Origin of the sequence: Nitrospira sp. SG-bin1 (assembly GCA_002083365.1) — a bacterium.
GTDB lineage: Bacteria > Nitrospirota > Nitrospiria > Nitrospirales > Nitrospiraceae > Nitrospira_D.
In genome coordinates, this window is sequence record LVWS01000016.1 from 58,403 (window position 1) to 73,012 (window position 14,610).

At 57.8% G+C, this 14,610-nt stretch carries 18 protein-coding genes; all 18 read right to left on the minus strand.

Annotation, left to right across the window (positions count from 1 at the left end; all coding sequences use genetic code 11):
- Positions 1–58: 58 nt before the first annotated feature.
- The 18 genes from A4E19_16270 to A4E19_16355 all read right to left on the minus strand — a co-directional run bounded on the left by A4E19_16270 (position 59) and on the right by A4E19_16355 (position 14,525).
- Positions 59–763 (minus strand): flagellar biosynthetic protein FliP, encoded by a 705-nt coding sequence (locus tag A4E19_16270; GenBank protein OQW35845.1) that lies wholly within the window; start codon positions 761–763, stop codon positions 59–61.
- A 52-nt stretch (positions 764–815) separates the two neighbouring features.
- Positions 816–1,220, minus strand: coding sequence for a hypothetical protein (locus A4E19_16275; protein ID OQW35803.1), 405 nt, complete (start codon positions 1,218–1,220; stop codon positions 816–818).
- Positions 1,221–1,239: 19 nt separating this feature from the next.
- On the minus strand, positions 1,240–1,608 hold the full coding sequence (locus A4E19_16280) for a flagellar motor switch protein FliN (protein ID OQW35804.1): 369 nt from the start codon (positions 1,606–1,608) through the stop codon (positions 1,240–1,242).
- A gap of 25 nt (positions 1,609–1,633) precedes the next feature.
- Positions 1,634–2,608, minus strand: a complete 975-nt coding sequence (locus A4E19_16285; GenBank protein ID OQW35805.1) for a hypothetical protein — start codon at positions 2,606–2,608, stop codon at positions 1,634–1,636.
- 11 nt (positions 2,609–2,619) lie between these two features.
- The gene (locus tag A4E19_16290) at positions 2,620–3,171 is read right to left on the minus strand and encodes a hypothetical protein (protein ID OQW35806.1); all 552 of its coding nucleotides are present in this window, start codon (positions 3,169–3,171) and stop codon (positions 2,620–2,622) included.
- 303 nt (positions 3,172–3,474) lie between these two features.
- Positions 3,475–5,211: a hypothetical protein gene (locus tag A4E19_16295; protein OQW35807.1), complete on the minus strand. Its 1,737-nt coding sequence runs from the start codon at positions 5,209–5,211 to the stop codon at positions 3,475–3,477.
- A 43-nt stretch (positions 5,212–5,254) separates the two neighbouring features.
- Entirely contained in the window at positions 5,255–5,908 is a 654-nt protein-coding gene (locus tag A4E19_16300; protein ID OQW35808.1) for a hypothetical protein, read from the minus strand.
- Positions 5,909–5,927: 19 nt separating this feature from the next.
- Positions 5,928–7,229: a hypothetical protein gene (locus A4E19_16305; GenBank protein OQW35809.1), complete on the minus strand. Its 1,302-nt coding sequence runs from the start codon at positions 7,227–7,229 to the stop codon at positions 5,928–5,930.
- Positions 7,226–7,576 carry a hypothetical protein gene (locus tag A4E19_16310; GenBank protein ID OQW35810.1) on the minus strand — a complete coding sequence of 117 codons (351 nt, stop codon included), beginning with the start codon at positions 7,574–7,576 and terminating at the stop codon, positions 7,226–7,228. The genes A4E19_16305 and A4E19_16310 overlap by 4 nt, the downstream gene beginning before the upstream one ends.
- A gap of 216 nt (positions 7,577–7,792) precedes the next feature.
- Complete coding sequence (locus A4E19_16315; GenBank protein ID OQW35811.1) at positions 7,793–8,188, minus strand: hypothetical protein; 396 nt, start codon at positions 8,186–8,188, stop codon at positions 7,793–7,795.
- Between the two features lie 81 nt (positions 8,189–8,269).
- Entirely contained in the window at positions 8,270–8,644 is a 375-nt protein-coding gene (locus A4E19_16320) for a hypothetical protein (protein OQW35812.1), read from the minus strand.
- Complete coding sequence (locus A4E19_16325) at positions 8,631–8,975, minus strand: hypothetical protein (GenBank protein ID OQW35813.1); 345 nt, start codon at positions 8,973–8,975, stop codon at positions 8,631–8,633. The genes A4E19_16320 and A4E19_16325 overlap by 14 nt, the downstream gene beginning before the upstream one ends.
- A 384-nt stretch (positions 8,976–9,359) precedes the next feature.
- Positions 9,360–9,842: a hypothetical protein gene (locus tag A4E19_16330; GenBank protein ID OQW35814.1), complete on the minus strand. Its 483-nt coding sequence runs from the start codon at positions 9,840–9,842 to the stop codon at positions 9,360–9,362.
- 188 nt (positions 9,843–10,030) lie between these two features.
- Positions 10,031–10,777: a hypothetical protein gene (locus A4E19_16335; protein ID OQW35815.1), complete on the minus strand. Its 747-nt coding sequence runs from the start codon at positions 10,775–10,777 to the stop codon at positions 10,031–10,033.
- Positions 10,774–11,214, minus strand: coding sequence for a hypothetical protein (locus A4E19_16340; GenBank protein OQW35816.1), 441 nt, complete (start codon positions 11,212–11,214; stop codon positions 10,774–10,776). Before A4E19_16340 ends, A4E19_16335 begins: the two co-directional genes overlap by 4 nt.
- On the minus strand, positions 11,211–12,518 hold the full coding sequence (fliI, locus tag A4E19_16345; protein OQW35817.1) for an EscN/YscN/HrcN family type III secretion system ATPase: 1,308 nt from the start codon (positions 12,516–12,518) through the stop codon (positions 11,211–11,213). Before fliI ends, A4E19_16340 begins: the two co-directional genes overlap by 4 nt.
- Positions 12,508–13,533, minus strand: coding sequence for a hypothetical protein (locus A4E19_16350; GenBank protein OQW35818.1), 1,026 nt, complete (start codon positions 13,531–13,533; stop codon positions 12,508–12,510). The genes fliI and A4E19_16350 overlap by 11 nt, the downstream gene beginning before the upstream one ends.
- Positions 13,533–14,525, minus strand: coding sequence for a hypothetical protein (locus A4E19_16355; GenBank protein OQW35819.1), 993 nt, complete (start codon positions 14,523–14,525; stop codon positions 13,533–13,535). Before A4E19_16355 ends, A4E19_16350 begins: the two co-directional genes overlap by 1 nt.
- Between the last annotated feature and the right edge of the window lie 85 nt (positions 14,526–14,610).

Consider the following 14,610-nt stretch of genomic DNA (forward strand, 5'->3'; position numbering starts at 1 on the left):
CGGTCCCCTCACGGTCGGAACGCGGCCAACGGTGGCCCGGTCCTCAGGCTGCCGATCCCTATTGAAAACTCCGCACCATCGATCCCACGACCAGATACCAGCCGTCGGCCAATACGAACAGGATCAACTTGAACGGCAGAGAAATCACCACAGGCGGAAGAAGCATCATGCCCATCGACATGAGTACGCTGGCGACGACCATGTCCACGATCAGAAACGGAATGTAGATCAAAAATCCGATTTGGAACGCGATGCGGAGTTCGCTCAGAATGAAAGCCGGAATGATCGCTTGCGTCGGCACATCCTCGACCCGATCCGGCTTCGGCAATCGACTCAGCTTGACAAAGAGTTCAAGATCCTTCTCCCTCACCTGCCGCAGCATGAAGCCCCGCACCGGTTCGATGCCTTTGTTCCACGCATCTTCATACGAGATCTGCTCCGCCATCAACGGTTGCAGCGCATTGCTGTAGATGGCCTGCCCGACCGGCGCCATGATGAACATCGTCAAAAACAGCGCCAACGACAATAACACCTGGTTCGGAGGAACGGCCTGCGTGCCCAGCGCTTGCCGAAGGAACGCCAACACGATGACGATTCTGGTAAAGGACGTCACCATGATGAATAACGCCGGCGCCAAGGAGAGCACCGTGAGGAGGATCAGAATTTGGATGACCACCGCGGTTTGCTTCGGCCCGTTTGCACCGAAATCGATGCTCACCGACGGCCCGGCCGCCGGCGCTGAAGTCGGTATCACGAGCAGCATGATCGCCGCGACGGTGATCACCCACGGGATGTGTGGGCGCACCGCGTGCTTTTCAGCCATGGCGTTCCTTGTGTTGATGCAAGTCACCGAACGCTCGGCGCCGAATCCAGGAGGCAAAGATGTCCTGCGGCCCCGGCGCCGTCTCCGTGGAGGGATTTTCGCGCGTCGGGGCGAGTAATTCGCGCAATTCAGCGGAATCGCTGAGGCGCCCCAGCGGGACCAGATCGGTCGCCGTCGTTCCCACGATCAGATATTCTCCCGCCACCGATACGAGGGCGATCGTCTTACGCGGTGCGATGTATCCGCTGGCCAGGACTCGCACGAGCGGACGCCCCCCGGCGATCCCCAAGCGCGGCCCCATCCACCGCCGAACGGCCAGCGTGACAAGCCCCATCAGGGCCAGCACGACGGCCAGGGCCGCGACGGTGCGGAATAGGCTTTCCCACAGATCAATCACGGCCTCTCCCTCGAATCATTCAACGAAGTTGCTGCACGCGTTCCGCCGCACTCACCACATCCGTCAGGCGAATGCCGAATTTTTCATTGACGACCACCACTTCGCCGCGCGCCACCAGCTTGTTGTTCACCATCACTTCCATCGGTTCGCCGGCCAATTTGTCCAGTTCGATGACGGAACCTTGCGCCAACTGCAGAAGATCCCGGATGGCCATCTTCGTGGATCCCACATAGACGGTGACGCTCATCGGAATATCCAGAATGAAATCGATGTTCTTCGGTGCCCCTCCGGTCTCCATGTTTTGGACCGGTGGGAACGAGGCCGGTTGTGGAGATGAGCTCGCGGTCGTTTGCGCATCGGGACGCGTCGCGGAGTCTGACTCAGCCATGATTACTCTCTCGGTGGTATGGTGGCTAATTCAATATTTTGGTCACACGGCACGCATGATTGCCCTTGTAAATTCCCGGACTGCCTTGGAACTTGTGATGTCCTTCGATATAGCAATCGAGAGGATCTCCGGGATGTTGATCGAGCAGCACCACATCCCCGGGGGAGAAATTCATGACGTCCTTCACCGTGACCGTGGCGGTGCCGAGCCGTACTGCGATCGGAAGCGGGCAGTCTTGCAGTCGCTCTCGGAATCGAGAGTTCCACTCGCCGTTTTGATCGACGTGATCGGAGACCAGACCGGAATAGAGCTTCTCTTTGATCGGCTCGAGCATGCCGTAGGGATAGACGATGTACAGTTCCCTGGCCGTTTCTCCCAGAATGACCTGCAACGTGACGACGATCACGATTTCGGATGCGGTCACCACCATCGCGAACTGAGGATTGCTTTCGGAGCGCACATATTCGACCTTGACCGGCACGACGGCCTGCCAGGCTTTTTCCAGATCGACCAGCGATTGCAACAACAGTTTCTTGATGATCCGAAGCTGAACCGGCGTGAAATCCCGTCCCTCCGGTTTCACATGGGTCTGCCCTTTCCCCCCGAAAAAATAGTCCACGATCAGGTACACGAGGAATGCGTCCATTACGAAGAGCCCGCTCCCCCGCAATGGAGACATATGAAACACGTTCAACGACGAAGGCATCGGAACTTTCTTCAGGAACTCGCCGAATTTGATCACCTGCGTTCCAACGACGGCGAAGTCCACTGCCTCGCGAAACATGCTGGTCCACACCACCGATTGACGGCGAATGAATCGATCGTTGATCATCTCCATGGTCGGCATCCGCCCGCGAATGATCCGTTCCTGGTTGAACAGATCGTATCTCAGGACACCCTTGGGTTCCTGGGCGGCTTCCTTCGGAGCCGTGTCGACCTCACCCGAGACGACGCCCTTCAAGAGCGCATCGATTTCGTCTTGCGAGAGAATCTTTTCCATATGAGCCGCTGTTACTGAACGACGAATTCCGTGAAATAGGCCGACCGGACTCCCGGTTTCTTCAAGAGGCCGTTGACGCGCTGTGTGATTTCATCGCGGAGCTGGAACTTTCCCTGCGTCGATCTCACCGCATTGACGTCTTTACTGCTGAGCAGGACAAGCACCGCATCGCGTATCTGAGGAACGCGCGAGGACAATTCCGCGGCGACCGCTTCACTGTCCACCTCGAGTTTAAGGGTGAGCTTCAGGTACCGAACGTCGGGAGTGTCCGCGAGATTGACGATAAAGGGATCCAGGTCGAACATGACACCCGGGGAAGCGGCCTGACCCTGTTTTCCACCAGCCTCGCTTTTCGGCTCAGCCTTGGCCTCCGCATCGGCCTTATGCTCTTCTGAATGTTCGGCGCTCTTGTTCGTTCCTCCCAGGAATTTGACTACCACGAACGCTCCGCCGACCCCGAACACCAGCGCCACAACCGATACGATGATGAGTAGCTTAATAGGGAACGCCGGAGCGGGAGCCGCGACTGGAGTCTTTTCATCGGCTGCGGCTGCATCTGCCATAACTCCTCCTCGATTGACTCGTTGGCCCGGTGCGGAGACTGCAATGCATATGCCACTACGCCTTGCTCCGCACCGATGAAAATCCGCGGGAATCACTATGTTTCGCGGGCAATCCGATACTACACGCCTCATGGAACGACCGGCGCACCATCCTCCTGTCAAGTAAGCTCTTGACAGCGTCAAGAAGCTGACGGGATCGCGGGATGATCCGTCACCGATCACAGGCGCCGGACGGGAATACCCTGGAAGGAGAGCGGGCTGAGAGATCGACCTCACTCCCAGCCCGGCCCTGAATGAAAGGAGCTACCGTTTCAGATTGACCAATTCTTGTAGAATTTCATCCGATGTGGTGATCACGCGGGAGTTCGCCTGAAAACCGCGTTGCGCCGCGATCATGTCGATGAAACTTTCCCCCAAATCGACATTCGACAATTCCAATGAATTTGACAACACCCGCCCGAGCCCCGCGCTGTCCGGCGTTCCCGTAACTGGTTGACCGGAATTGCCCGACTGCGCGAAGGTATTTTTACCCGTCCTCGTCAACCCGATGGGATCAGGGAATCGTGCGAGCACCACCTGAGCCAATGCTCGCAGTTGACCGTTCGAGAAACGTCCGTTGATAACCCCGTTTCCATCTACGGAAAAGGCTTGGAGTGAACCGGCGGCAAAACCATCCTGAGTCTGCTGTACGAGCGCCGAGGTCGACCCGAATTGCGTAGTCCCATCGAGTCCGCTCCCGCCGTCGGTCGTCACACTGGAACCGAAATTCATGACCAGCAATTGGTCAGGCGTCGCACCGGTAAAGTCGATCTGTAGCTCTCCCGGTACTGTACCAGATGTGCCAGCTGCGGTTCCGGTATCGTACCGAATCACCGTGCTCTCTCGATCCAGGGTCCCATCCGTGCCGAACGTCAAGGTACCGGACCCGACGCGAACGATGCCCAAACTGGCGTCGATGTTGCTGGAGTGATAATTCGCCGTCACCACGTCGTTGACTGAGGCCACGGTGTTGTAGTTCCAACTGTTGGCCCCGATCTTCGTGAAGTAGGTCGTCAGCAGATGACTGTTCCCGAGCGAATCGAAGACCGTCATCGACGTCGAAAAATCGGATGTGGCGGGCGGATCGGCGAGCTGGAAGTCCGTCCCAGTCGTCGAAGTCGGCGCCAACATGTTCAGATTGGCCGCCAACGTATCGCCGCCGTTCGCCGTCACCACGACCGTTCCGGTTCCTGTCGTGGAATTGTTCGTGGTTCCGGTCATTCCCGACGTGAACGTGAAGATATTGGACGCATTGACGGACGCGGTGAATCCCGCGTAGGCGGCCGCTTTAAAGGGATCATTGGGGACCAGCGCGCGTACGGCATTTTGAATCGCCGTGGCCAGCGCCGAGCCGGTCAATCCGTTCGCCACGGTGATCGTCTGGGCCCCGTCTCCGTTCAAATTGACATTGAAGGAATTGTTGCCGGCGGCGGTGGTGGTCGTCGACGCCGCCGAAGCTACTACGTTGCCGCGCACCCCGGTCAGCGTGGTCGCCGAGTTCAAGTTGGCCGCGACGAACGCCGTCGTCGTGGCCCGCGGCGACGCAGTGGTAGAGGGCAGCGCGATATCGCCGATCGTACCGGTGATGGTGCCGGTGGTGTCGGCGAGGAAGCCCTGCAATTTGAATCCCGTCGGATCCACCACGTTGTTGTTCTTGTCGAGGCGGAACAATCCGGCACGTGAATAGAAGGTGCCGCCTTGCGCGTCTTCAACGATGAAGAATCCGTTGCCGTCGATGGCCAGGTCCAGCACGTTGGACGAGGTCGCCAGCGACCCTTGAGAAAAATTGCCCTGGACGGACGTCAACGCCACGCCGATGCCGGTTTGAATCGCGCCTGATCCGCCCGATATCGACGAACTGATCAAGTCCGCAAACGTCGCCTTGCTCCCCTTGAATCCGACCGTGCTGAGGTTCGCGATGTTGTTGCCGATGACGGAGAGCGCGGTACCATTGGCGTTAAGCCCGCTGACCCCGGCAAACAATGACGACAGAATTCCCATGGGTGCATGCCTCCTTCTTGAACGGTTCGAGCAGCTCTGTCTCCTATTGCACTTCCACGATCTCCGATGGATCCACGGTGATCGGTCCGACGGCCAACTTCGGTTGTCCATCTTCCATGCGCACCCCCGTGACGGTGAGTTGCGCACGGCCTTTGGCGACGACCGCCGCCTCCTGATGATCGACGGCAGAAACGGCGTACTCGTACAGACCGGGCGGCATGGCGACACCCTTACTATCCTTCCCGTCCCATTGGGCCCGGTTGAGACCGGCTTGCAAATTCGTGTAGTCCAACGTGCGCACGACCTGGCGATTCTGATCGAGAATCGTGATCCGCGCTCGAGCAGCGTTCTTTTCAAGCGCATAGGTCAGCGAGGCTTGACCGTTCTCCAATTGCGTCAAGGGACGGTCGATGCTGACGCGTCGGCCGACCATGGGCAGCAGCGTGAACTGCAGCGAGGCGGTCTGCGCATCGAGACTCTTCTGGAGCAGCTGCGCCTGCTTCGCGGTCTGTTCCAATTGGCTGAATTGGGCGAGCTGGGAAACGAATTCGGTATTGTCGGTCGGCTTCAAAGGATCCTGGTTCTTCAGTTGCGTGATGAGCAACTTCAGAAAATCGTCCTGCCCCAACTGTCGAGGTCCGGTTTTCTCCGGTGTCGATGGGGTTGCAGTGGAGTTGATGGCCGATACATCCGTCATGTCGGTTTCTCCCTCCGCTCTACGCCACCACGTTCAAGAGTCCCTGAAGCGACGGGCGTGGTTCATCTTGTCGCTCCTGACTTTGCCCCCATTTCATGCCCGGCGAATCCTGATGCCAGGCTTGTCCCTGATCCTGAGAAGCGCCCTGTTGGAAGGAACGGCCGGAACCCTGACGATCGATGTCCACACGGAACTGTCCCATGTCCAATCCGTTCGCCTGAAACGCCGCCTGAAGACGGTCTTGTCCATTGACGAGAAATTGTCCCACTTCAGGCCGGTCGGCCGACAAGTGGGTATGAACGACATCGTTCGTCATCGCCACACGGATATTCACACGACCGAGATCAGGCTGGGCCACATCAAACACGATCGATCGCGTCGCGGCACGTACAGCCGAGTCGGTGGTATCCTGGGCCGACACGGCTGGTTGCCCGTGGGCCGCGACAGGAGGCGGAAGCGGAGATGGCGGAGGATTGGAGGCGATGCGCCCGTGAGTTCCCGCCATGATCGTTTCGGCCGGCTGCGCCGTGAAAGCAGGACGATCACCCACCGTGACCTGCGGTAGCTTAGCCTCGGTCTCATCAGGCGGAAGACTATTCTGATCTCTCCAGAACTCGCTGAAACGCTCCGCCCCATCAAGGTTCAATTGCTGCCCATAGGGGGAAACTCCTCGTATTCTCGTTCCGGTATCCCCCTGATCGCGAAGAAAGTATTCCTCCCAGTTCATCAGAACTGGCGAGGAACGTTCCGCCGGCATTCCATCGCGTCTAACGGAATCGGTCTTGGGGATCTCCGACGTACCATCAGGCACCTCGGCTCCGAGATGGGCGGGAAAAACACGACGCACAATCGCCTCCAACTGCTGTGGAAGTGGCGAGCTAGACTGATGATCAATAGGCACCGGATGAGTCTCGACACGGCCGGCGACCGCTGTATCCTCACCGTCGGCAACTACGTGGGCCGCTTGCCTAACAACATGAGCATTTTGCAAGCCGTTGCTGACGTGAATCGCCGGAACATCAGACTCTTGGCCCTGCAGAGTATGCGAAGCGATGTCTGCAGTGTCCGGGGAGGAATGCCCTTCTGCGAAGTCGGACATCGCCGCTGGAACAGTGGTCATTCTCGGTAAGGCCAATGGTACCGGTGAAGAACCGCCGGGGGAAGATTCCATTTCATATTCAGAGGAGGACCTGTCATCGGAGGCGTGATCTACCTCGGCGATCTGCACCTCCCCTCCAGTGCGAACATCGGCCTGGACCGTCGTGTGGGGCACTACCAGTGATGCGATCGGAGACCCTGGAGCCTCAGATGTTTGCCTCATCTGAGCGTCTGATCCTCCGTCACTCTGCGCTGCCGAGGATTCACGGTCTGTCCTTGAATCTTCAGCGCCGTGGTTCTCATCATCGCCGGCTCTGCCTCCGTCCTGGACCTGGACCTGAGAAGATGATGCATCAGCACGCTCAGCCTGAGTCGAGTAGGAATTCCGACCTTTCGTTTCATTCGAACGAGCCTCACGAGCGGACTTGTCCGCTGATCGAACATCTTCCGTTTCTCGCGCCTCCGCCCTCCTCTCTTCCACGCGGACTCCTCCGAGAACAGCGGAAAAACTCTTCCGCCCTCCGCTGGAAGTAAGAGGCGTAGCGGCCCGAGTCGTTCGTACCCCTTCATCTCCAGAAGGTCTAGATGGATGTGGGGTTATGTCTGTAAGCAAGAAATCCACGTTCGCTGACCCTCGTATGATCCGAGCGGAGGGGAATACAAGCCTTGTGCCAATTGCACGGCTCCTAATGTCGCAGAGAATCACGCTTCTTGCGGCGAGGCCATTACGACCCCTGGCTTGACGAGGAAAATCTTACAGCGTAGTAGGCAAAAGTGACCGACCGGCTAGAGCGGGGCTTCCATTTGTGGAGGGAGCTGTTTCTTGGAGCGATCCTCAGGCTGCCTAAATTGGAAATGCCAATCATAGTGGCCGGATTCTGGCACAATGCGGAACCAACTTTCCGCGGCAAAGTGGCGAGTGGACTTCGACTTACCCTCGGGGTAGAACTTGAACCCGAGGTGCTGCTCCTGATCGCTCTTCGTTTCAGGCGAGGCGAGGTTTCCCGAAATTTCCACGTGGTCCTCAAACCGATCGATGGCTTGATCGACCAACGACCGCAGAAAGCTCCGAGTCATCGCTTGCTCGAAGGGTTGATCGGGGTTAAACAATTCAGTGTCAGCCGCCCAGACCGGAACAGTCAGGCACAGAAGAAAGAGCGCGATTACGCCGACTCGTACCATGGGAGAACTCTAATCCCTACCCAGGACATGGTCAAGTCCCCCACAGCAAAAATGTCTCAATCAGTTTCCTCAGCTCTGTCCCTATTCCCAACACAGGAGATGAAAGGGCAGCTCATGCTGAATCGCCCTGAAGTCCGCATGATTGGTCGTGATCACACTGGCCAGCTCGCGCAACTTGGCTGTCTCATAGTGCTCTCGCCGTCTGAGCCGCTGGAGGATCTCGGCGGCCTTCAACCACTGTTGCTCCGTCGGAGTCAACACGTGGCATCGCTGACTCAATTCAAGGACAAATTTCCGCTCAGTGGCTGTCCGAACGCCACGGAATAATTCGTGGAGCACGACGGAAGAACAGCGGATGATATAAGGAGACTGCAGCAGGCGAAACGTGAATCGGCCAGATCGAAAATTCTCAATGTAGATCGCGGTGTCGAGCAGTGCGAACTTAGTGGTCTTCACCGAAGGCATCGAGCTTGCCCACACCGCTATAGCGCTGGAGGATACGATCGTGCACGGCCTTTTCCGTGACCAAATCCAAGGCGCGCTGTAGCGTTTCGTTCGTCGTCTTGGCACCGAGCGCCTTTTGGGCTCGCCGAAGTTGTATGGGATTTAATCTGGCGGATACTTGAATGAGTGCCATGCACGACCTCTTGTCCGACAATGTATCAAATCTGTCCGACAGCGCCAAGACAGCGTACTGCGCCGTGCGCTGAACCTGATCGTGAACACCAACGGCCTGATCGGTAAAAAAGTCGCGCCAAGACACGATTTCGGTGATGCCCAACAACAACCAAGAACAGACCCAATATCAGGATCTTTAATGCGACTTCTATCTGGTTAACGCCAAGGCGAAGGACGCTTCATCGAACGGGAGGTCTTTCATGAAGATGGTGATGGGATCGTCGCGTATCTCCTTGTCGAAGAGGACATTGACATTGGCTGTCCGGGCTAGAATGTCAAATGCCTCTTTGAGCTTGGCATCCTGAAAACGGAGCTAGCGCACCGCACTGAGAATCGCCGTACGGTACGGCACAAGGGAAGGGAGAGTGGTTGGTGAACAGGGCCCATGCCGGAGTCTAGAGTGGCCAGAGCAAATCCGCTCTCCTGCGCTATGCACGATTCAAGTCCTGTCCCCGACTTCTCACTTCGCTATCTTCTCACTGCAACTCGCGCTCTATCGTACGACCTGAAATCTTGCTCCATATGATTCACGAGGATGATTAAGATAGAAGAAGAATAGAAACCTCCCTTGCCCCCGAATTTCTGTTCTCACAATGAGCGCCCCGTCCTGTGCCAATTCAAGCCGATCGATAATGAGCGCCCGCCCAGTGCTCGCCTCCCCTTTGGTTTCCCTAAGCTGCTCAATCATAAGCCGATGGTCTTTGCACCACACCTTGTCCGCTGGTTGAAGCTGCCTGGTTCTTGAAACCGTTGAACCAACGATCCTGACCGATATCGTGTGAGTGCCTGTCTGCATAACTTGGATATCACTGGTTGGCCATCGCTCTGACACGTTGAGATCAAGCCCCAACATATAATCCAAGGCCAATCCGGAATTTATGAACTTGAAATACGGAGGCATTCCGGGAAGCGCCTCTCCATACAATTTATAGATCCCGGTGACATTCGGACAGTTGTCATGACTCCCATGCTCCATGTGGGCATCGTCCGGAAAACCGTTTGCTCCGCTTAAACTACATGAAGTACACAACAGGCATAACAGGATCGTCCTCCAGTAAGAGGGTTCAACGCGTATGAGCTTCAACTCGTGGCTCTTCTTAAGAGTTCCCATGTTGGAACGTTATTGGGCCATGTACGAATACGCAGAAGGAACCGACTATTGCTCTATGGCGTTTGGGCCAGCAGCTGTTCGGTCAGCTTCGCGGCCCGATCGGCTTTGACTTGGGCGAGGATCGCCCCAGCGGTCTTGGCTTTCACCAACTTGAGGATTTCGATGGCTTTCCGATCCGGCATATGTTCGAGACGGGAGGCGGCGTCTTCTGAGGGCATGGACTCGAAGATCTTGGCGAGTTGCGTCCGTTGTTCCTGAACCGCACGTTCTTTTTCCGCACGGAGCTTCACTTGCTGAGGAGAGGAGCGGTCCTGCGCGCTCTGAATCCGCTTCTCCAAGGCCTCGTTCTGGTCTAGGAGTTCTTCAATCTGGCCCCTGACGATCATGAGACGTTCCTCGTTCTGACGAATCAATTGCTCGCGTCGGTCAAGATCGCGTTTGCGTTGGTCCAGCATATCCAATACTTCACGTGGAACATCGATCGCCGGGCCCTGGACGGGAGGTGGGGCCAGCAGTTTGGCATCGTCGTCGGAGTCCGCTTGCGAGCTCTCCTCCTGGACTTGCGGTGGTATTCCTTGCATCGGCCCGCCCGTCGTCGCCCGCTGTGCCTTATCCTTGGGTTCGGAAGAAGCTTGTCCCAACTGCACCATGACCCAGAAGAGAATGGTCGAACCGACGATCCCTCCGATCATCGTCCACAACTGGGAGTGCCGGTTCCCCCTGGGCTTCCTTGTCGCCAGACGATCCCCGCGGCCGACACCGAGACGATCCGACCAACTTCTGACGAACCCTGTGTTCATGAGCCCCGCTCTTTTCCTATGGACCATCGGCGGCTCGCGGTCGCATCCATTGTCCGTTGCTCCTGACGCGCCGTGCCGGCCCGTTGCGTTTCGCGCCGTTGGTCGGCAACAAGATCGAGAAGCTTGCGCTCTTGATTGGCTTCAGCGAGGAGCGCCTTCGTGTGCTCCCACGCCGCGACGGCCTGTTCGATCTCGCGCCGTGCCTGGCGCAACGCCGCCTGTTGCGAATCCATGCGTCCCTGCCATTCCAACCAGGCCTCTATCATCAGCCCGCTCGCCGATTGACGGTCATAGGCAAGGCTGTCCTTCTCGATTTGAGCTTCGATGTCGCGATGCCGCTCTTCGCTCCGTGCCAGCGCCTGCGCGATCTGCGCCAATTCCATCATCAGCGTCTCGACCGTCTGAGTACGGAGCTTTCGCAACGAATCGAGACTCATGTCGCCTGTTGGGCCAACGCCTCGAGTTGCTGCACGGACGAGGACAGGCTGGCCGGTTGCTCCACGTCCTGTCGCAGATACGCATTGATCGCCTCCTGTGCGTGAACGGCACGGTCAAGCGCGGCATTCATCCCCGGCTTATAGGCTCCAAGCAATACGAGATCTTCCGATTGGCGATACCGAGCCACCAGTTCGAGGAGTGTCCTGGCGGCATCGTAGTGCGCCCGGCCGACGATATCCCGCATCACACGGCTCGTACTCTGGAGGAGGTCGATCGCGGGGAAATGATTGCGTGCGGCCAACGTGCGTGACAACACGATGTGGCCGTCCAAGATCGAACGAACGGTATCGGCGATCGGATCGGCCAGATCATCTCCATCGACGAGGACCGTGTACAAGCCCGTAATAGTTCCCGGACCCGGTCCGGTCCCGACACGTTCCAGTAACTTCGGCAAGAGGGTAAACACCGAGGGAGTATAGCCTTTGGTCGTCGGCGGTTCCCCGATCGCCAAACCCACTTCTCGTTGGCTGTAAGCCAATCGCGTCAGCGAATCCATCAACAACAATACCTGTTTGCCCGCGTCGCGGAAATACTCGGCGATGGTCGTGGCCACCAGCGCGGCACGCAATCGAATGAGCGGAGCTTGATCGGAGGTCGCCACCACCACCACCGAACGTCCGAGGGCCTCCGTGCCCAAATCGCGCTCCAGGAATTCATTGACCTCGCGGCCACGCTCTCCGATAAGGGCGATGACATTGACATCCGCTTTGGTATACCGGCTGATCATCCCCAACAGTACACTCTTCCCGACGCCGGAACCCGAAAAGATACCCATCTTCTGCCCACGTCCGCACGTAAGAAACCCGTTGATCGCGCGGACGCCGAGGTCAAGCGGCGTGCGGAGACGGGCCCGTTGTAACGGATTCGGTGCCTCCGCATACAACGGATAGCGTTCCACGGCCGGCAGCGGTCCCTTGCCGTCCATCGGATTCCCACAGCCGTCGAGCACCCTTCCCAATAAGCCCGGTCCGACCGCGAGACTGGCCACCTGCCCGGACATGATAATTCGGCTTCCCGGCCCGATCCCCTGCATGTCGCCTAACGGCATCAGGAGAACGCGGTCTCCACGAAATCCCACCACCTCCGCAGGAATCGACCCTCCGGCCACCTCCTTCGTAATTCGGCAGAGTTCTCCGACGGTCGTCATCGGGCCGTACCCTTCCACGACAATCCCGACCGCCTGCATCACTTTTCCGGAAACTTCGACGGGGTCGATGTGCTCGATCAAATGGCTAAGACTCATGGTGAACCCTATTCCTCAGAACGTCGCCCAAGCGAAACAACTGAGTATTCAACGAGGCATCGACCAATCGCGTCGCAGTGTGCAGAAGGCAGCTGCCTCGTTGGAGTGACGCCACCGGCTCGATGGCAAGCTTGAGAGCGACTTGCTGCCGTCCTGTCAGTTCGGCCCGAACCGCTTCCAGCACGGCGGCATCGGCGGGATGCACTTGTATCACCACGCTGTCCGACGCGTGAACCGCGGCGAGTGCCGTTTTGACCTGCGTGACGATCTGGTCACGATGGGACTCCGCCGACTCATGAAGTATTTTCGACACGATTTGAAGCGCGAGCGCGATGATTTCATCGTCCACCGTCTGCCGAAGCCCGGACCGGGCGGCGTCAAACTTTCTGACGGCCTCGGTCAGGACGGCGAACTCCTGTTGGCGCTGTGCCTCCGACTGGCGACGGCCGTCGGCCAACCCCCGCTCGTATTCCGTCAGACCGTCTTCCCCTCGCTGCGTGCCGTCATCGCCGAACGTCTGGAACGGGACAGTCTGTAGCCGTACGACGCCGGACCGTACGGCGGCATGTTTCAAGACCGTCTGGTCGGCACGCGACCGATGGATCTCCAGCAATCGACGGACCGTCGCGAGAACCGCCTCATGTTGAAAGGGTTTCATCAAGAAATCGCTGGCACCGGCCCTCATCGCACGGACGACAAGTTCGACCGAGGGCGAGCCGGTCATCACAACTCCGATCATGCGGCTATCGATCCGCTGAGCTTCTTCCAGAACCGCAATCCCATCTCGATCCGGAAGGGAGGCGTCCACGATCAACAGTGAAGGAGTCGCCTGCTTGATCGTCGACAGCGCCTCTTGTCCGGATGCCGACAGTCGAATGGACACTCGTTCGGGTAACAGTAACTCCTGAAAACAGGTTCTAACCCCCTCGTCGGCGTCCACGACCAAGACCGTCCCTTGAAGTCGTGGCGCACGGCGCTCTGGAGCGGTCATCGCCGTGAGACTCGTTCCCGTCACTAGAGCATCTCCTCTCCCGCCCCGGCGATGACGATACGGCCTTCTTCCTCCAGTTTGCGGCAGACTTTGAGGATATTCTGCTGCGCTCGCTCGACATCGGACACTCGGACCGGCCCTTTGGCCTCCATATCCTCTTTCAACATTTCTGCGGCACGGCTCGACATATTCTTGAAAAATTTATCCTTCACCTCCGGATTGGCGCCTCGGAGCGCCAATGGGAGGTCGTCCTTACTGATCTCTTTCATCAGTTCCTGTAGACCCCGATCATCGACCTTCACCAAGTCGTCGAAGACGAACATAAGCGCTCGAATCGCGTCCGCCAACGGCTGGCTCTTCTCGGCGATCCTCACCATGATCCCGCCCTCGTTGGCCTTGTCCATGCGTGTCAAAATATCCGCCATCACCTCGGGCCCGCCGATGCTCTGCGAACTCATCCCTTTGCTCGCCAACAACGTCTCTTGCATGCTTTGACTGAGTTCCTCCAAGATATCCGGCTGCACCTCCTCCATGGTCGCAAGCCGAAGCGCCACGTCCCCGCGCATCGATTCCGGCAAGCCGGCGAGGACTTGCCCGGCTTGCTCGCTTTCCAGATGCGCGAGAATGACCGCCACCGTTTGCGCATGCTCGACCTTCAGCATTTGCACGAGGGTTTTCACATCGACCCATTTCAACGCTTCCAGACCCGGATAGCTTTTTCGGGTCATCGATTCAATGATCCGCGCGGCCTTTTCCGGACCCAACGCCTTGGTCAGAACCGTTTTGATGAACTCTTTTCCTTGGAACTGAACCTCACCGGACGCGCTGGCGACCCGAAAATCCGAGATGACCGCATCCTCTTCATCTCGCGAGATTTGGGCCGTGCCGTTCATGAAACTTCCCAATCTCTTGATTTCCTTGGGATCGAGTTGTTTCATCACTTGAGCGGCGGCTTCTTCTCCGATGGCACGGAGAAGAATGGCCGCTTTCTGTTCCCCTGTGAGATTTCTCGCCATGGCTACGCGCTAGATCAGGGTGTTGCACGACCGTAAGTTGTCAGAAATCACCCTATCAGTTTCTCGAACGAGGCCGATGCCGCAG